At 43.6% G+C, this 20,158-nt stretch carries 8 protein-coding genes and 5 pseudogenes; 6 read left to right on the forward strand and 7 right to left on the reverse strand.

The features are described 5' to 3' along the window. Positions 1 to 3: 3 nt before the first annotated feature. From V5G28_RS13315 to V5G28_RS13330, 5 genes and pseudogenes are all read left to right on the forward strand, one after another. A complete protein-coding gene (locus V5G28_RS13315; protein WP_332987379.1) occupies positions 4 to 6,675 on the forward strand; it encodes a type I polyketide synthase in 6,672 nt (2,223 codons plus the stop codon). Continuing rightward, positions 6,675 to 11,885: a beta-ketoacyl synthase N-terminal-like domain-containing protein gene (locus V5G28_RS13320; RefSeq protein ID WP_332987380.1), complete on the forward strand. Its 5,211-nt coding sequence runs from the start codon at positions 6,675 to 6,677 to the stop codon at positions 11,883 to 11,885. The genes V5G28_RS13315 and V5G28_RS13320 overlap by 1 nt, the downstream gene beginning before the upstream one ends. A gap of 11 nt (positions 11,886 to 11,896) precedes the next feature. Next, a complete protein-coding gene (locus tag V5G28_RS13325; protein ID WP_332987381.1) occupies positions 11,897 to 12,358 on the forward strand; it encodes a lipocalin-like domain-containing protein in 462 nt (153 codons plus the stop codon). A gap of 129 nt (positions 12,359 to 12,487) precedes the next feature. Continuing rightward, positions 12,488 to 12,667 (forward strand): annotated as a pseudogene (locus V5G28_RS36710) (IS1634 family transposase); the annotation flags it as partial. Positions 12,668 to 12,822: 155 nt separating this feature from the next. Then, positions 12,823 to 13,740: a hypothetical protein gene (locus V5G28_RS13330; protein ID WP_332987382.1), complete on the forward strand. Its 918-nt coding sequence runs from the start codon at positions 12,823 to 12,825 to the stop codon at positions 13,738 to 13,740. A 564-nt stretch (positions 13,741 to 14,304) separates the two neighbouring features. Here the strand turns inward: V5G28_RS13330 and V5G28_RS13335 are convergent. Further along, a pseudogene (locus tag V5G28_RS13335) lies at positions 14,305 to 14,460 on the reverse strand (IS701 family transposase); the annotation flags it as partial. Positions 14,461 to 14,789: 329 nt separating this feature from the next. Further along, positions 14,790 to 15,223 (reverse strand): annotated as a pseudogene (locus V5G28_RS13340) (IS1 family transposase); the annotation flags it as partial. A 193-nt stretch (positions 15,224 to 15,416) separates the two neighbouring features. On the opposite strand from V5G28_RS13340, the pseudogene V5G28_RS13345 reads away from it, so the two are divergent. Beyond that, positions 15,417 to 15,533 (forward strand): annotated as a pseudogene (locus V5G28_RS13345) (hypothetical protein); the annotation flags it as partial. 6 nt (positions 15,534 to 15,539) lie between these two features. On the opposite strand, the gene V5G28_RS13350 reads toward V5G28_RS13345, so the two are convergent. The 5 genes and pseudogenes from V5G28_RS13350 to V5G28_RS13370 form a co-directional block, all read right to left on the reverse strand. Beyond that, positions 15,540 to 17,165 carry a TAXI family TRAP transporter solute-binding subunit gene (locus tag V5G28_RS13350; RefSeq protein ID WP_332987383.1) on the reverse strand — a complete coding sequence of 542 codons (1,626 nt, stop codon included), beginning with the start codon at positions 17,163 to 17,165 and terminating at the stop codon, positions 15,540 to 15,542. A 461-nt stretch (positions 17,166 to 17,626) separates the two neighbouring features. Continuing rightward, positions 17,627 to 17,836: a hypothetical protein gene (locus V5G28_RS13355; protein WP_332987384.1), complete on the reverse strand. Its 210-nt coding sequence runs from the start codon at positions 17,834 to 17,836 to the stop codon at positions 17,627 to 17,629. Positions 17,837 to 17,971: 135 nt separating this feature from the next. Then, positions 17,972 to 18,175: pseudogene (locus V5G28_RS13360) on the reverse strand (IS4 family transposase); the annotation flags it as partial. Positions 18,176 to 18,239: 64 nt separating this feature from the next. Beyond that, positions 18,240 to 18,653 (reverse strand): hypothetical protein, encoded by a 414-nt coding sequence (locus V5G28_RS13365; protein ID WP_332987385.1) that lies wholly within the window; start codon positions 18,651 to 18,653, stop codon positions 18,240 to 18,242. Positions 18,654 to 19,219: 566 nt separating this feature from the next. Beyond that, positions 19,220 to 20,002: an SDR family oxidoreductase gene (locus V5G28_RS13370; RefSeq protein WP_332987386.1), complete on the reverse strand. Its 783-nt coding sequence runs from the start codon at positions 20,000 to 20,002 to the stop codon at positions 19,220 to 19,222. Positions 20,003 to 20,158 lie beyond the last annotated feature (156 nt).

Here is a 20,158-nt window from a genome sequence, read left to right on the forward strand (position 1 = left end):
AAAATGGATAATCTTTCTGAAAGAATAGATAAGCTTTCTTCATCACAACGGTTGCTTCTTTCTGTTAAGGAAGCACGAACCAAACTTGAGGCAATTGAGCGTGCCAAGACAGAACCAATAGCGATCGTTGGCATGGGTTGTCGATTTCCTGGAGGAGCGGATAACCCAGAGGTTTTCTGGCAACTACTACATAATGGAGTGGATGCCATCACCGAGGTGCCAAAAGACCGATGGGATATTGATGCCTACTACGATCCCGATCCAGAGATTCCAGGCAAGATGTACACCCGGTTTGGTGCGTTTGTCAATCAGATAGATGAGTTCGCTCCGTATTTCTTTGGGATCTCGCCTAAGGAGGCTGTCAGTCTTGACCCTCAGCAACGTTTGCTTTTGGAGGTAAGCTGGGAAGCCCTTGAAAACGCAGGTCTGGTACCCCAGCAGCTTACTGGGAGCCGAACGGGGGTATTTATAGGCATCTGTAGCAATGACTATTGCCATCGCGCCTTTAGTAGAGATATTACTGAGATAGATGCTTACTTAGCTACAGGGAATTCCCATAGTGTGGCATCGGGTCGCTTGTCTTACTTTTTAGGTTTACAAGGACCGAGCCTATCAGTGGATACAGCTTGCTCTTCATCATTGGTAGCAGTTCATTTGGCTTGTCAAAATTTACGCAATGAAGAATGCGATTTAGCTCTAGCCGGGGGTGTAAACCTGATCCTTTCACCAGAAACTAGTGTTAATTTCTCAAAAGCCCGAATGCTAGCTCCAGATGGTCATTGCAAGACCTTTGATATGGCAGCTGATGGCTTTGTTCGTGGAGAGGGGTGTGGGGTGATAGTACTCAAGCGTCTGTCGGACGCTGTGGCTAACAAAGACAACATTTTGGCGCTGATTCGAGGTTCTGCTGTTAACCAGGATGGTCATACTAGTGGTTTAACAGTGCCTAATGGATTGTCACAGCAAGCAGTGATTCGCCAAGCTTTAGAAAAGGGTGGCGTGAAGCCAGCAGAGTTAAGCTATATAGAGGCTCATGGCACTGGTACATCTTTGGGAGACCCCATTGAGGTAGAAGCTTTAGACGCTGTATTCGGCAAAGAGCGTTCCCAAGACCAACCGTTAGTGATTGGTTCACTAAAGACTAACATTGGTCATTTGGAAGCAGCAGCAGGCATAGCGGGTTTGATTAAGGTAGTACTTTCGCTACAACACAAAGAAATTCCACCCCATCTGCATTTTAAACAACCTAATCCTCATCTTAATTGGGATCGATTGTCAATGACGATCCCCACTCAGCCAATGCCGTGGCTTGTAGGTGAAAAAAAACGAATTGCGGGAGTCAGTTCATTTGGCTTTAGTGGTACCAATGCTCATATTGTGCTAGAAGAAGCACCAGTATCCGAGCCTGTGCAAACGCAAATTGAACGTCCTTTACATCTGTTAACCCTATCAGCTAAAACAGAAGAATCTTTAAAACAGTCGTCATTGCGGCATGGTAAATACTTAGCTGCCAATCCAGCTTTAAGTATAGGGGATATCTGCTTTACAGCAAATACAAAGAGATCGCATTTTACCCACCGACTAGCCGTAGTTGCTGAATCGACTCAGCAGTTGCATCAGACACTAAGTGATTTTGCCAATCTCAAGCAGGCTGCTGGGCTGGTAAGTGGAATTGCAGATAGTGAAACTCCTCCCAAAATAGCCTTCCTTTTCACGGGACAGGGATCGCATTACGTTGAGATGGGACGTCAACTCTACGAAACTCAGCCAATCTTCCGTCAAGCACTTGAACGCTGCGATGAAATTTTACGTCCTTACTTGGAGCGGTCCCTCCTGTCAGTCCTCTACCCGCAACCGGGTGAGACTTCGCTACTAGACCAGACAGCTTATGCCCAACCTGCCTTATTTGCGCTTGAATATGCTTTGGTAGAGCTTTGGAAAGCTTGGGGTGTTCACCCTGATGCAGTCATGGGTCATAGTGTCGGGGAATATGTTGCCGCAACTGTAGCAGGAGTCTTGAACCTAGAGGATGGACTCAAACTGATTGCCGAGCGTAGTCGCTTGATGCAAAACCTACCGCAAGAGGGTGAGATGGTAGCAGTGTTTGCCAACGAGGCTGCAATTCGTGCAATCACTGAAATTGATGAACAAAAAGTAGCATTTGCTGCTCTCAATAGTCCTCAAAATACTGTAATTTCTGGAGAATTGCAAGCAGTGAGGGCAACTTGTACTGCGCTGCATAAGGCAGGAATTAAGACGAAAAAGCTTGCAACTTCCCATGCCTTCCACTCACCACTGATGGAGCCAATATTGGCAGATTTCCGCCAAGTTGCTGCCAGCGTAACCTACGCATCTCCTAAAATTGACGTCATCTCTAACGTTACGGCAGAGCGACTGACTGCAGAAACTATTACGCCTGAATACTGGTGTCGCCACCTGCGTCAGCCTGTGCGATTTGCTGAGAGTCTCAAAACACTTTACCAGCAGGGCTATCAGGTGTTTGTGGAGATAGGACCCAAACCAACCTTGTTGGCTATGGGGCGTGAGTGCTTACCAGCCAAAGAAGGTGTTTGGCTCCCCAGCCTGCGTCAAGGTCACTCGGATTGGCAGCAAATGCTACAGAGCCTAGCAGAATTGTACGTGCAGGGGACACCTATAGACTGGACGAACTTTGATTGTAACTATTCCCGTCGCAAGGTAGTATTGCCGACGTATCCCTTCCAGCGTTCACGGTATTGGATTAAAACTTCTGAAAAACCTTTAATCCAAAAACCAAAATCTCTCCTCCAAAATCAACATCATCCCTTGCTCGGCCAACGGCTGCAATCACCTGTTAAAGAAATTGTGTTTGAGAACTGGCTCAACCCAAGTACACCAGCTTTTCTAAAGGATCACCGCGTATATGAAAAAGTTGTGCTACCAGGCGCTGCTTACCTTGAAATGGCATGGGCTGCCGGGGCTACTGTCTTCAAGTCTGAGAATTTGGTTATGGAGGACGTTGCGATTAGGCAGGCATTAATTTTGCCAGAGAATGAAACTCAGACAGTTCAATTCATTCTTAACTTAGAGTCCCCAAGGTCTTCATTCCAGATCTACAGCCTTGTTACAAATCAAGAGAATTCGGAAAATTCGTATTGGAGACTGCATTCTTCCGGGAAGATTGGTGTTATAGAACCAGAGCCAGAACCAGAACGGGTAAACCTAGCTCAGTTACAACTTCGGTTTGAGCAAGAGTTATCTGTCAAAGATTACTACCAACAGTATCGAGAGCAAGGCATCGATCATGGCCCGATCTTTCAAGTCATCGATCGGCTCTGGGGGCAAGAAGGAGAAGCTCTAGCCCAGATTCGGATGCCAGAAGGATTAGCTAATGAGGTAGAAGACTACAAACTGCACCCAGTGCTGCTCGATGCCTGCTTACAGTCTATTATGGCTGCCTTACCTCAGTTGGCAAAAGAAGCCAAAACAAAAACCTATTTGCCAGTGGGTTTGGAGCGCCTGAGGATCTACCGTCGTCCTGGGCTGAATGTGAATCTATGGAACTATGTTCAAATGCGGCCAGCTAAGGGTTCAGAACAACAAAGCCTGAGTGCTGATTTATTGCTTTTTGATGAAACCGGGTCTGTTGTGGTTCAATTAGAGGGACTCACCATAGAGCAAACCAGTCATGAATCTTCAGTGTGGGGTGCCCAGCAAGACATACAGGACTGGTTGTACGAAGTGACTTGGCAACCAAAGGCTCGTGAAAACGATGAAGAGTCAATGCTTTCAGAGCAACCAGGGAGTTGGCTGGTATTTGCTGATACTCAAGAAATCGGGATTAAGCTGATCCAACTACTGGAAAAACGCGGCGAACGCTGTGTTTTGGTTTCTCCCGGTCAAACCTATAAGAGTTTTTCTCAAAAAGAATACCACATCAACCCATCTCATCCAGAAGACTTCCAGCATTTGCTCGAGGATATCGTTCGGGATAATCAACTTCCTTACCGTGGGATCGTTCACCTGTGGAGTCTAGAGGAGAAAATACAGGATTCTTCCTCTATGAGCGCTTTACAAAACGTGCAAGTTTTTGGCTGTGGCACCGTACTACATCTAGTTCAAGCCCTATCACAAGCCGGATGGAACCATCTTCCTCGTCTCTGGCTAGTGACTAAAGGCTCCCAAAAAGTAGGTAAAACAACGGAACTATTGCAAGTGCAACAAGCACCCATATGGGGACTAGGTCGAGTCATTGCTAATGAGCATCCGGAACTTCATTGTGTGTGTTTAGACTTAGACCCAAATTCGGAGGAACCGGATGACATTCAAGCACTGGTTAAAGAATTACAGTTTCCTGACAAAGAAGACCAGGTTGCTTATCGTCAAGGGGTTCGTTATGTTGCCAGATTAGACCATAGTTCCCAAACTTCCCAAAGTGAGGGACAACTTCAGGTGCCAACAAACCAGCCCTTCCAGTTGAAAACATCGAGCTACGGTAGTTTTGAAAATTTAATTCTGGAACCGACCGCACGCCGTCAACCAGGGCTTGGTGAGGTGGAGATTCAAGTTTGCGCTACAGGTCTTAACTTCAGGGATGTCCTTAATGCTCTGGGACTTCTTAAAGAGTATTATGCACAATATTTAGGCATCACCTCTGCCACCGACATGACATTTGGGTTTGAGTGTGCGGGGAAAATAGTGGCAGTAGGAGAAAATGTCTCAGACTTCACGGTTGGTGATGACGTTATAGCGGTGATGGCTCATGATGCTTTAGGGAGCTATATCACTATCCGCTCTGATTTGGTTGCCCACAAGCCGGAAAATTTGAGCTTTGAAGAAGCTGCTACAATTGGGCTCACCTTTTTGACAGCATACTACGGGCTGCACCACCTTGCGAAAATTCAACCCGGAGACCGTGTTTTGATTCATGCTGCGGCTGGGGGTGTAGGTCAAGCAGCAGTGCAGTTAGCTCAACGAGCAGGTGCAGAAGTTTTTGCCACAGCCAGTACAGCTAAGTGGGACTTTCTCAAGTCAATGGGAGTGAAACACGTTATGAACTCCCGCACCCTAGATTTCGCTTTGAAAGTGATGGAACTTACCAACGGGGAAGGGGTAGATATTGTTTTTAACAGCTTGAACGGAGAATTTATTGCCAAAAGCTTTGAGGCTCTGGGCAAGGGAGGTCGATTTGTCGAAATTGGCAAAATTGACATTTGGGATGAACGCCAAGTCAAAGCCAATAGACCTGATGTCTCTTATTTTCCTTTTGATTTAGGGGAAGTGGAGCAGCAAAACCCTGGTTCCACTGCAGCTATGCTTAAGGACTTGATGTACCAGTTCAAACAAGGTAATCTAAGACCGTTACCTCACAAGGTATTTCCCATCAACAACGTGGTAGAAGCTTTCCGCTACATGGCAGGTGCTAAGCACATCGGTAAGGTGGTGGTTTCAATGTCAGAAATGGCTCCCGATACTGAGACTTCAAAGATTTCGATCCAGGAGCAAAGCACCTACATGATTACAGGAGGTCTGGGGTCATTAGGGCTCCAAATCGCTAACTGGCTGGTGGAGCAGGGAGCTAGGTACTTAGTACTCATTAGTCGTCGTGGCATTGAAACAGCACAGGAGGCTGTTAGCCAATTGGAGCGTGCTGGATCTCGGGTTTTAGTTGTTAAAGCAGATATTTCCAACTTTGAAGATGCAGCCCGTGCCTTGGAAACAGTAAAAGCATCAATGCCTCCTTTGCGAGGTGTGGTGCATGCTGCTGGTGTTTTAGACGATGGAGTTTTGTTGCAGCAAAACTGGGAACGTTTTCAACGGGTGATGGCTCCGAAGGTAGAAGGAACTTGGAATCTGCACACATTAACTCGGAATTTGTCGCTAGATTTTTTTGTCTGCTTTTCATCAGTCGCCTCAGTGTTGGGTTCACCCGGTCAGGGGAACTATGTGGCAGCTAACGCTTTTATGGATGCCTTAGCTCATTATCGTCAATTCTTGGGATTACCGGGGCTGAGTATTAACTGGGGACCGTGGATAGAGGCAGGCATGGCGGCAGAACTAGATAGTAAAAACCAGCATCGATTAGCGGAACTGGGATTAGGTTCTATTCGGTCTACACAAGGGCTCCAAATACTTGGTGAATTACTCAGACAGAACAAAACCCAAGTGGTCGTGCAGCCCATGAACTGGTCGAAGTTCTTACAGCAAGCATCAACACCGTTGTTTGAGAATTTCGCACAAGCGTCTGGGCAGCGCCTAGAGCAACAACCTGAGTTGCTACAACAATTAAAAGCAACTCCTGCTCACAAGCGTCGAGATCTGCTAGCCACTTATGTTCGCTCCCAAGTCGCAAAAGTTTTAGGTATGAGTTCACCGGAGCAAATTCTGCCACGCCAAAGGTTATTTGACTTGGGAATAGACTCCCTAAGTGCTGTTGAGTTAAAAAATCGACTAGATAGTGCTTTAGGGCGCTCTTTACGCTCAACTTTGATATTTGACTATCCAACATTGGATGCACTAGTTGAGTATTTGGCTTTGGAAGTGCTGGAAATGGGGTTTGACAATGAAACGGCTTTAGAGTTACAAGAACCAGACGAAAAAGTTGATAGTCTTTCTGATGCCTTAGACTCACTATCCCAGGACGAAATCGCAACATTGCTAGCCCAAGAATTAGCACTACATAAGGATAAAGCTTAATGAGTAAGAATCCAGCCAATACTGACTACCAGTCTTTGATGAAGCAGGCGTTAATCGATCTCAAGGAGATGAGGACAAAGCTCGACTATTTCGAGCGTACTAAAACCGAACCGATTGCTATCATTGGTATCGGGTGTCGATTTCCAGGAGGATCTGACAACCCAGAGGCTTTTTGGCAACTGTTGCACAATGGGGTGAATGCTATCATCGAGGTGCCAAAATCTCGGTGGAATATTGATAGCTATTATGATGAAAATCCTGATGTTCCAGGCAAGATATCCACTCGCTACGGTGGGTTTTTGGACCGGGTATGTACCTTTGATCCCCAATTTTTCGGCATCTCGCCCAGGGAAGCAGTGAGCCTTGACCCGCAGCAACGCCTCATACTAGAAGTGAGTTGGGAAGCGCTAGAGAATGCTAATCAAGTACCCGAACAATTGTTTAAAAGCAAAACAGGAGTATTTGTCGGCATCTGTAGCAGTGACTATTCCCAACAAAACTTATTGACCAGAACGCCTGCTGAAATTGATGCTTACCTGGCTACAGGCAATAGCCATAGTATGGCATCGGGTCGCTTGTCTTACCTTCTGGGTTTCACTGGACCAAGCATATCAGTAGATACAGCATGTTCTTCATCGTTGGTAACAGTGCATTTAGCTTGCCAAAGTTTACGCAATCGAGAGTGTGATTTAGCCTTAGCAGGAGGAGTCAACGTACTGCTCTCGCCAGAACTTAGTATTACTTTCTCAAAAGCCCGAATGCTCGCTCCAGATGGTCGTTGCAAGACCTTTGATGCTGAGGCAAACGGTTATGTTCGAGCAGAAGGCTGTGGAATGATAGTTCTCAAACGCTTGTCGGATGCTGTGGCGGACAAAGACAATATTTTAGCTTTGATTAGAGGGTCAGGAGTTAACCAAGATGGTCCTAGTGGTGGTTTGACGGTACCTAGTGGTCCGTCTCAAGAGGAAGTCATCCGTCAAAGCTTGGCTAGTGGGAACGTAGAAGCAAACGAAGTAAGTTATATAGAGGCTCATGGTACCGGCACTTCTTTAGGAGATCCAATTGAAATTGGAGCTTTAGCAGAAGTCTACTGTAAAAAGCGACCTCAAGATCAGCCCTTAATGGTTGGTTCGGTAAAGACCAACATCGGTCACTTAGAAGGAGCCGCAGGAATAGCAGGTCTAATTAAGGTAGTGTTGACACTGCAGCATGAAGAAATTCCTCCTCATCTCCATTTCAAACAGCCTAATCCTCACATTCCTTGGAACCAGCTACCTATAGTAGTGACAACACAGAGAATTCCCTGGTCTAGAGGAGAAAAGCGCCGTCTTGCGGGAGTCAGTTCCTTTGGCTTTAGTGGCACTAACGCTCATATTGTGTTAGAAGAAGCACCAGTATCAGAAGCGATTTCAGTGGACATGGAACGTCCCCTGCATCTGTTGACACTATCAGCGAAAACTGAAGAGGCGTTAAAGCAATTGTCAGAGCAGTATAATAGTTATCTCGCAAACAATCCGACCTTAAGCATAGGAGATATTTGCTTTACTGCCAATACTGGACGCTCGCACTTTAATCATCGACTGAGTATCGTAACTTCTTCATCAGTTGAACTACGTGAACAGCTAGCGGCCTTTACCACTGGGCAAGAAGCCACAAGAGTTTTTACTGGGTGCGTGCAGGGTACAAGTCAGCCCAAAATAACCTTTTTGTTTACAGGTCAAGGTTCCCAGTATATAGGCATGGGACGCCAACTTTATGAAACCCAACCGACTTTTCGCGCCTCCATTGACCTAGCAGATAAAATTTTGCGTTCTTATCTCAAAAAACCTCTGCTTGAAGTTCTCTATCCTGAGCCGGGGATGAGTTCTCCTCTGAATGAAACTGCTTATACACAACCGGCTTTATTTGCCCTAGAATATGCTCTGTTCCAATTATGGAAATCTTGGGGCATAGAACCCTCTTTTGTTATGGGTCATAGCGTGGGAGAGTATGTCGCAGCCTGTGTTGCAGGGGTCTTTAGCTTGGAAGATGGTTTAAAATTGATAGCTGAACGTGCCCGTTTAATGCAGTTACTGCCTCCTGATGGTGAAATGGTAGCAGTGTTAGCTGATGAGGTGCGAGTGACAGCAGCCATTCAACGCTACGGTCAAGAGGTTTCAATTGCTGCCTATAACGGTCCAGAAAGTCTTGTCATTTCCGGTAGGCGTCAAGCAATATGCAGCGTTGTTACTGCTCTCGCAGCGGAAGGAGTCAAGACAACCACGTTGAAAGTTTCCCATGCCTTCCACTCTCCTTTAATGGAGCCGATACTAGCAGATTTTCAGCGAGTCGCCCAGGAGATATCCTACTCCCTTCCAAATATAGAAGTGGTTTCCAATGTGACAGGTAAAGTAGTTGCTGCTGAGATTGCAACTCCTCAATACTGGTGCCGTCATATACGACAACCAGTCAAGTATGCAACTGGAATGGAGACGCTGCAACAAATGGGTTGCAAGGTGTTTGTGGAAATAGGTCCAAAGCCAATCTTGTTGGGTATGGGACGCCAGTGTTTACCAGAAGGAGTAGGAGTTTGGCTCCCCAGCCTACGTCAAGGGGAGGAAGATTGGCAGCAAATACTACAAAGTTTGGCAAATTTATACATACTTGGTGTGAGAGTAGACTGGTCAGGCTTTGACCAAGATTATTCACATCACCGCCTTCAACTGCCAACTTATCCTTGGCAGAAAGAGCGTTACTGGTTGGAGGGGACTCAAGAAGAACAGCGAGATGAGAACTTAGAAGCCTTGCATCTCTGGGAGTCGGCAGTATCAGCCGGTCGTTATCAAGCCCAACGAGGTCCGCTGGATTTGGCACTCCACACATACCCAGCCAAGCAACAGTGTTTGGAAGAGTTGACAATCGCATACATCACAAATGCGCTATCTAATTTTGGCGCTTACAACCAACCCGGTGAAATACATTCTCTAGACAACTTACTGCATCAGTTCAAAATTTCATCGGCCTATAGAAAACTTCTATCCCGGTGGCTAAATAGACTAGTCAGCGTTGGTTTCCTAAAGCAACAAGAAGAGGAAATTTTTGTCTGCGATCGCCCCTTACCCACACCTCAAATTAACTCTCTTGTCAATAATGCTAAAGAATTCTTCACGGATGCACCTTTCTTACTGGATTATTTACAGCGCTGTGGCAACCAGTTAACTAACATCCTGACAGGTAAACTTTCTCCCTTAGAAACCCTGTTTCCTGAAGCTTCCTTAGAGACAGCCGAAAATATTTATGAAAAGTGGGCTGTGGCTCGATACTTCAACGATATAGCCAGACGTATTACCGAAGCGGTAGTGAAAGCCCTGCCGCCTGGTAAGCATCTACGGATTTTAGAAATTGGAGCCGGAACCGGGGGAACGACAACATCTCTACTGCCAGTATTACCGCCCGAAAGAACGACCTATTACTTTACGGACATCTCCGACTTTTTCTTTATTCGAGCTCAGCAAAAATTCAAGGAATATTCCTTTGTCCATTATAGTCTACTAGATATAGAGCAAAATCCTCAGGACGCGGGCTACAATCACCAAAGCTTCGACTTGATCGTAGCTACCAATGTCCTGCATGCCACCTGTAACCTGGGAAAAACCTTAAAGCACGTTCAATCTCTGTTAGCTCCTGGTGGTTTGCTCCTGCTGAATGAAGTCACCGAGCATGCATCTTGGTTAGAAATTTCCGTGGCATTGATAGAAGGTTGGCAGTTATTTGACGATCCACTACGACAGGATAACCCCCTTCTCTCACATGAGCAGTGGCAAGAAGCTCTTCGCGATTCTGGGTTCGAGAAGGTTGCGACCTTCCCTGAACTTGGTTCTTCAGCAGAAGTGTTGGGACAACATATAATAATTGCTCAAGTACCAGTATGTGAAGCACATCCAGAGGCTTGCACCACTTCTGCTGTTGCAAAACCAAACATAGTTTCCAACACAATTGAAGAATTTTTCACCTCACCTATTGTTGAACAAAAACTTGAACCAATTCTAACTTTCAAGCAATTTTTAGCAGCAGAACCACAAGAACGTTATGAGATGCTTGAATCTTATTTGAGTGAACAAGCTGCTAGGGCGCTCGGGCTTTCTACTTCAAAGATAAGTCTAGAGCAGCCTTTAAAAGAAATGGGGTTCGACTCGCTTATGGTAGTAGATATCAAGAACCGGATCGAAACAGGTCTAGGGATAGTTATGCCGACAGTAAATTTCTTCCAAAGCATTAAACACTTAACAACAGAAGTGTTTGAAGAACTACAAGCGTTATCTTCTACGTCTTGCACATCTAAAGACTCAGGACTGGAAATTGCAGTTGAACATCCTAGTTCAGTATCTAAGTTATTGGTTGCAATTCAGCCTAGAGGTTCAAAAATACCTTTTGTATGCGTACATCCAGGTGGGTTGGATATTTCTTGCTACGCTAATTTGATACCTTACTTTGATAAGGAACAACCGTTTTACGCACTGCAACCATCTGAGCTTGACAACTATCGAAGTTATGAGAACCAATTGCTGTCTTTTCCCTCCATCAAAGATGTAGCAGCTCGTTGCATCGAAGCTTTGCAAACCCTTCAGCCACAAGGTCCATACCTTTTAGGGGGTTGGTCGTTCGGAGGTTGTGTAGCCTTTGAAATGGCTCAGCAGCTACAAAAGCAAGGCCATAAAGTGTTGTTGCTAGCTTTGCTGGACGTTATAATCCAGGGTATAAATGAAGTAGATGATTCAGCCTTAGTTTACTGGTTTGCCAGTTACCTGGGAGCTCGCCGCAACAAGGAACTACCACTTCACTGTGAGGAGCTTAAAAAGCTGGATTTCAAAGAACAATTGAACTATGTTTTGAAGCAGGCAATAATAGCGGAGGTCTTGTCTCCGAATACCGATCTCTCGCAAATTGACTATCTTTTCCAAGTTTACAAAGCTGGTGTTCAAACTTCCTTACAACAAGTGCAAAACTACGAAATGCAAAGCTATCCAAACCAGATTACCCTATTTCACGCCAGTCAGTGGTTAGATGGATTTGTCCACAAATCTAAACTTGATTGGGAAGATTCGGACAAATTCTCTAGCCAACCACCAGACGTTCACATTGTTCCAGGCAATCATTACACAATGCTTATCGAACCCTACGTCCAAATTCTGGCAGACAAGTTGAAAAATTGCCTTAATCGTGTCCAATGAGATGAAATACAATGAACACAAATTTGAGAAATAATGACATAGTACAAAACCAGTTTATAGGAACTTGGCAGCTAGTATCCTCTGAAACCAGAGATGCTGATGGTCAAGTAACCTACCCATTAGGTCCAGATGCGGTTGGCTACCTGATGTATACTTCCGACCTATATATGTCTGCGACCCTCATGAAAGCCAATCGACCTAAGTTTGCGGCTGGAGACGTTGCGGGAGGAAGCACAGAGGAGATGGCAATGGCAGCTCAAACTTACCTTGCTTATTGTGGGAAATATGAAATCCGGGACAACAAAGTCATTCATCACATTGAAGCAAGCCTATTTCCTAACTGGGTTGGTGTAGACCAAGAACGCTTTTTTGAAATTACAGATGATAGGCTACAATTGCGTACACCTCCCCTTCTTTTATACGGTAAGCAACAGGTTAGCTATTTAATTTGGAAACGTATTTCAATAGCCTAACATCATACCTTATTGCTCCCGGTTCGCCCATTTTTTCATGAGTTAGGAAAAACAAGGGAAAATAAGTATACCCAGTGACATATTCTCAAAAACACTGAGTAGGTACATGTTCTGTCTTATGCCTACAGAACCTATGAACTTCTTCTTGCTGTGTTCAAGGAAATCACCCTGCTATTGATTGAGGTTAAAAACGAAGTTTATGCCCATTTAACTCCTCTTTCACCGTTACAGCAGCGTATTCTTGTCTTACTTGGCTTTCCAACTACTATTTACACTCAACTTGGTGGTCAATCTTTTACCCCTGAGTAGGCTTTTTTCGCGCCTCCCAAAAAAATGGGCGACCCCGGAGTAATAAGGTTTACGCTGCTTAATTGGATAAAGTCGAGCTAAGCTGAGTTTAAAATTAGGATAGCTACAGTTTAGAACTATTAGCTTTAGTACACCTTGTAGTTAAGGTAACATTTATGGCTTTCAACACACTTGTCTTTAGTTCACTCCTTGCCCTTCAAATTCTGCCACCATTACCAAGTGAAGATAATGCAAATAGAATTGTTTTTTTAGGAAATGTTTTTGAAAATGAAGGGAATCTTGGTTTCAGTAGTCTAGATCCATCTGCTCGAGATTATGGTCATATAGAAATCAGTAAGACTGCTGAAAAAGGTGTCAATACTTCCTATTATATAACTGGTCGAGAGGGAAGCCCCGAACCTTTTAATCAAGCTGTCAGATCGGCAAGTGCGATTGGAATCAGTGGTTATACTAACTTCAGTAAGTTCCTAAGCAGTAATGGGATTACGTTGAAGGATATTGGCTTTGGGTTCAGTCCAAAAGGCGATCTTAGTGTTACTAAAACGTGGAACTTAGGTAATGATATTTTAGGAAAGGATTGGTATGGTAGTCCTGATTCACCTGTTGAGGAACTTATTTATCGAGCCAATCCAGATGATGTAGATATTAGTTTATTTTACAAAGAAACCAAGATAGTAGATTTTAGTTATTCCGATATTTTTGGAGCTATTGATGGAGGAACGACAACGTTATTTGATGATAATAATTTCCTCCTTTTTACTAACCCTATCACAGCAACAAAAGAGCCTGGCTTAGAACAATTAGAGGACAGCTTTGCTGATGCTTTTTTGCGAGACATTACTGATGTAGATGGCAAAGTCAGGATAATTTGGAACAATGCCGGCGCTCCGGTACCACTTGATCTCATTACTACAGATCAATACCGAGTACAGTATTTTACACTACCTATATCTATTCAACCATTAGTAAAAGCAATACCAGAACCCTCTTATGTGGTAGGTCTATTGGCGCTTGGGTTTATGGGAAGAGTCTTTTTGCAAAAAAGAACAGAAAGCAGAAAGAACTTCTTATAAGGACGGCTAGCTGAAAACCCATGAGGATGTGACCGACCCAGGGTAAGCGCATCTCAATTTGAGTTGACAAGTATGTAGTATGCTCTGTTTGAAAAGCATCTATTTTATATCGGGGGCAGTCTCATGGCATTAGGATTTAATTGGCGTTGAGATAGGAAACGCACAAAAAACAACGCTCGACGTATAATTCTTGAATCTCCATCTCTTGACACTCCCCAGCTATCGCGGCATGGGGATTGTTGCTTCATCCGTCCGGACTAGATACCCAAATGCAAGCATTCAAATATCCCCGGAGCGGATACGTCGACAAGCGCACACGGACTGTCCGACCGCGTTTGAAAGGATTTATTCAAATTTTTTTATTTCTCATTCCCACAACAAGAGCACGTAGCTGAGCATTCTGGATGGCGAGCCACCAACCTTGGCTATCTAGGCGTATTACCGCATTGCCATAAGTGAAACAACATATCATGCTAAAAGTCAATAAAGCCGTCAAACGAAGGACGGGGCTTTAAACCCAAGTTTTCGGTAAGCTAAAGCAGAATAACGGGACTGAGACAAAAATTAAGTCCAAATAAAGCCCAAACTGGCTTTGTAGGCAGCAAATACGTTACGATTATGGGTTAACCAATCAAAAAATCTAAAAGACATAGCGGTTCTAAAGGCATCTATTGCGTCAACAAAAGTGTTCAAAGGTTTGTTAGCCCACCTACGTCTTATATCAAATTACATTGAGCTTGCACAGAATGTTAAAGCTTTAAGATGCTTATCAATTAAGGTTGATCACGATGAGAGTGATTTCCTATTCTATGCAGCCTCATTGTAAAACGATATTAACCCATTTTTCAAAGCATGGAGGCATGGCTGTGGGAGTTGTCTTTTTCATCGGATCATTTTGACGTGAAAGCTATGCTGAGAAAGCATTATACCCTTTTTTCTTCTTTTGTTTTGTCTAAGTCCTGATAAGAGATAGAGCTAATTACGCGAGCAAGGCTCTAAGTTTTCTCGTTAAAGCGATTTTTGATTATACGTCAAGTTTTTTAAATGATTGCACTACGATCCCCTAGAGTCCAAGCTAAAATACCTGGAAGACTATTATTTACCGCTGTCCATAACCAAATGAGCGTTTTTTTTTACCCACAAATGTCTCAAGTTCATTCACCTTAGCTACTTGGGGAATTTCTGAATGTTCAGGCGCATCTGGTAATTTTTCTGCGACTTCTTTCACCCAATTTATTACCGTATTATGATTGACTCCAGTCAGCCGCGAGGGGGGCGCGAAAACCAATGCTATTTACATACATGGTTAGACATTGTTGTTTAATTTCGTCGTTGTATCCGCGTTTTGAATATGATTTTATAAATTGGCGATCGCCCTTGGCGGGCACTCCGTGCCATCGCAATCGACACAGATGTAGTTCTGTTTACCACGACGATGCCCGTTCTTACGGATATGGTTGGATGCACAATATGGACACTTCATCCCTTAATTATGCAACGCCGCTAAAATTAATTGACTTTTTTATCAGAAAGACTAGCTCTTACACACTCAGAAACCTTAGAAGAAGTTCTTGAGTGTTTGAGAAAAAATGTTTCGATTGAAACTCACCGAGCTTGTGACTGGAGTTTAGTGGGTGCTGAACTTTCAGTTCAGCACCCACTAAACTCCAGTACTTAGCGATCGCATTCTTAAAGTAGCGCGAACCATTGCAGATTTAGCAGGGGATGATGAACTGAAAACCAACCACGTTGCTGAAGCAATTCAGTATCGCACAATCGATAGAATGCAATAAAATATGTTAGGGTTCGACCGAATGATTTGAATTCACTTTGAGTGTTTGGTCATGTTTTGAAGAATTTGTGCCATTCTGAGAATGTTTCGGCACCAGTGTCATCAAAGAAATCAGGGTTAGCTGCATCAGTTCCATGTATGCGTCAATGTCAACCTGATCTGATAGCAGCATATGTCGATACTGCTGCTTAATATAACTGAGCTTTTGTAATGCGGCTTCTGGATCTGTCTGTAACGTTGCCTGCCATTCATCAAGTAGCAGGAGAGTGTCCATAACAAATTTTTTGCGCTGCTGCTCTAGAAGTCTACGACACTGATCTGTAAAAGTTTGTGTTTTGTGCCGCAGCTGCTCGTAGACTTCGGTTGTCACCGCACCCTCAACAAACATCAGCCGATGCTCTTGGCTGAGGTCTTCGATACCGTCTAATGCCTGTTGCGGGTGATCTGGCAACAGTGACTTGAGTTCATTAATCCGGTTGGCAGTTGTAGTCACCATCTTCTTAGACCGTTGTCTGTGCCACTGTCGCAGCACTAATCCTAGTATGCTGCTGGTGCCCAAAATAAAAACTCCAGCCTGCAAGTCACTGTTACTTTCCCAATAATGCATCAGCGCCATGCGGGGATCACCCTGTTCAAACACCTCCTCTGCTGCTGGGTGGATGTAAAACAGCCCTTTTCTCAGTAGATTTTTAGGATCTTCGTTTTGCAGTGCAGGATAGAACTGGGAATAAGTACGGGCAGTAGAGAGAATAGACCAGGTAACCAGTGCAACCTTCTGCCTATTCATGTCAGGGCGAGTCACTAAAACGGTAGGAGTTGAGAGAGTTAGTAAGTTTCGGTCTGGAATGGGCGGACGCGATGTATAAGTTCCGGTAGGCAACTGTGCACTTTGATAGGAACCGGGGTCGAAAACAGTCAGCTGGTTGATTAATGCAGGTTCGATAGGAAGCAGCGTTAAGTCAGGATTGTTTACAAATTCTTGCCGTAGATTTTTACTTGCCCCCAAACTTCCCACATACATAACTGCATCCACTTGTCGAAATTTCAGTTTCTTGAATGCTTCATCAAAACTAGAGTTATCTGATTGAACAGTTATTTTATCTGTTTTTAGCAATTGGTCAGCAGTGAAGCTTATCCCACTACCAGGAGTACCAACAGCAACTCGCTTCCCCTGAAGGTCAGCGAACGTCTTTAAGCCAGAATCTTTCTGGGAAATAATGTGGACGTATTCGTTTGCCAGAATTGCAACTGCTTTGACCTTTTGTTGGCGCATTGCCTCATTAGCAACATCTAACTGTACTATGGCAAAATCGACTTGGTGATCAAGCAAGCGTTTTAAGTTTTGCTGAGAGCCTTGGGATTTGATATTTTTAACAGAGAGTTTTACCGTAGCTTTGGTAGAATTATTAATTTGCTCACCTAGGCGATTATAGTAACTACCAGTGATGCCACTAGAGAGAGTGACGTGACTTGGCTGTGAACTGCAACTACTCAAAGTTAGTATGGCTCCCCCTGCTAAACCATTAAGCAAAAGGACAACAGCTTTCGGACGATGGAGAAATTGAGCACACTTTGATATAATATTTTTCGGTAAATTTGCCCAGGTTCGCTTGCCAGATAATTCCGGTATCATCTCATTTACTAGCCTTTATGGCTTTGTTATCTTGAAAGAATTTTATAGATAAAGACCAGCCTGTCAAAATAATTCTCTTCTAGTCTTCTTCAGTTTCATTTATTGAGATTACGCCAAAGGCTAACAGTCTGCAACATTAATTAATAATTTCAGTAGCCATCATGAACTGCGTACACCCTTCGGGTATGCACCAGGGCGAACGCATCTAAATATAGACGAGCCGGAATATTAGAGCTTAAAACCCTTACTATTTGTATGTTTCCAGACTTAACGGAAAAATCAGGTCAAATAACGTGGTATTCTCACACAAGCAGCAGCAAAAAGAAGAATTACGTTCTCCCACCTCCTGTTTATGAAGCTCATACCTAAAATCACGATTGCTGACTACTTTGGTGTGATAGAAGAACCACGCATAGATCGTACCAAACGACACAAGTTAATTGATCGTCCTGCCACAAATTTCAATCGTCTAACAAACTCATTAATGCTTGAAATTGTGGGTCTTGCAACTCTGACAATTGATGCTGTAACTTTGACAATTGACTCTGTAATGCTTCAGCTACGTAGAGCATATTAAATTCTTGTGCAATTTTTAGCTGATTTTCTTTGATTCTGATTTGTTGGAGTAGGTGGTTTTCAACGCGTGTTGAATCATGATATTGAACAATCATAGTTGCACCTCTGTTGATAAATCGATGCACAAAATTTGGTATTATTATTTAGAATTGATAACATAATTTTGGCAGCGACATTTAAAAGTCAGTATAGATAAATGCCTGATTATTCTGACTGGGCGACCAAAATGCCTATGATGGAGACAGAATAAGCCTCATAGCTCTCAAGCCCTGTTGATAATGCTTCAACTTATTGCGATTTAATATCATTATTGTATTCACTAATTCCATGCAAGATTCCATAAAATGGACCCAGGTTTGACCATATAAGCCGATATAAAAACTGCTATGCCGCCTTTCAATACGCCCATATTCTTTTACGCGACCAACGTATTTACCCTGCTGCAATCAATTAAAAAAGTTAGTTTGGAAGCCTTGGCTACAGTTCTACCTATTCCAATTAGATTTGAAAGCAGAAGAAAGCTGACGGGGTGACAGGAAGGCTATAATGCTGACTGAATAAGCGCCATAGCGCGTAAACCTTTCTGAAAATGAGGCAGCTTATGGGGCTTGAATCACATAAGAGCGATTGCGCGGAGCGCAGTGCCCAAGGGGCAATCGCCAAATCTGACCAAAATTCCATTGCACCCACCCATAAAAAACCGTATAAACCAATCCAAAACGCACTATGTCGGCGCATAGAACGTTTTAATTCTTGAAGACGACCAACATATTTTTGTAGACCAATTTGTCGTGATGTACGACCAGTTAAGACTGCACAACTGTAGGCGAGAGCGCTTCGTGCATGCTTCGCGATCGCCATCAATAAAATAAGTGCGATTAAACGTTGGCTAGTTGCATAAGTAGATTCCAAATTGTAATACCAATTCTCTGTAAACTTGCACTAAATAATTACCTCTCTCTTCCGGGCGCGTACTTGGCGTACTTGGCGGTTCATTTTTTAATATTAAGTGCATCTTCATGGAGAATTGGTATAACCGCCAGTTTTACAATTCGTGAAACTAGCCTCAATACCACTACGACATTTAAACGCTTTAATAGCTGCTTTCAAACTATCCAAGTTTGTGAGTCAATACCATCCAGAGGATTCAACCTTGCCCCGATATTTCCGTGGGTAGTACCCAGCAAGATTAAATGTTCCAAATCCTTTTTGTTTCGTAAATTGGACATTCTGGATAAAGAATGATAGTCCAGGTTTTAATCCTAAAATTTGTAATCGTTGGTATGATTGCTCACCCTGGCGAATACTTGAAACCTTGATAGTTTCGTAGGTTGGGTTGAAGGAAGACAAACATAACATGTGCCGTCTTCATAGGTTTTTCGTGAGATTCCTAATGTTAAGAAATATTTCGCCAACAAAGTCGCAATAATCGCGAATAAGCTTGGGTTCCCCTTTTACCCGCTTTATTTTATCTGTTTCTAAGCTTTCAATAAAGATTCTCCCCCATCAATCCAGACTTCGGTACCAGTAATGTGGCTGGAAGCATCTGATGCTAAAAAGAGAACTAATTGTGCTACCTGTTCCGATGTTCCTGGTTTACCATCAGTCAAAGGAATGTGCCCTTCAGGAAACTCAACAGGTTCTTGAACGCTTTCTAAATCCCGTCTTTGAGTATTTTCGTTAATATTTGTTTCAATGGCACCAGGGCAAATTACGTTAACACGAACGCGGTGTTTAGCTAGCTCCAAAGCCACCATTTTTGTGAAAGCCACTTGTGCCGCTTTTGTGCAAGAATAAGCAGTAGCGCCAGTGTTACTAAAAATACGCGTACCGTTGACAGATGAGGTGATAATCACAGAACCGCCCTGCTTTTTCAAATAAGGCACAGCGTATTTTACTGTGAGAAATGTTCCTTTTAAATTGACATTGATTGTTTTATCCCACTCTTCGGGTGCCAATTCCTCGATAGGTGCCCATACGCCATTAATACCGGCGTTAGCAAACACAATATCCAAGCGTCCCCACTTATCTACAACTTGTTCGGTTGCTTGTTGCATTTCTTCTGGATGTGAGATATCGGCAACTAGCGGTATTGCTTCACCATTATCATTTTGAATTTCAGCAACAGTGTCTTCTAGTTCCTCCTTTGTTCGCCCCAAAGCAGCAACTTTTGCACCTTGTTTTGCAAACAATTTTGCTGTCGCTTTAGCTATACCTGAACCTGCTCCTGTTATTAGAGCCACTTTACCTGCTAGTTGCATAAATACATTCTTTATTTTTCTTTACTAACAGTTGTGTAACATAAAGTTCAGTCTTAATTCATACCGCTACTGGGAGAAAGATTTTCTCTGTCTAATTGCATAGATAATTAGACAGAAGAAAAGTGATACTGTGTGATTTAAAATACGCTTTAACTT

Origin of the sequence: Scytonema sp. PRP1 (assembly GCF_036697665.2) — a bacterium.
Taxonomy (GTDB): Bacteria; Cyanobacteriota; Cyanobacteriia; order Cyanobacteriales; family Nostocaceae; genus Kalymmatonema; species Kalymmatonema gypsitolerans.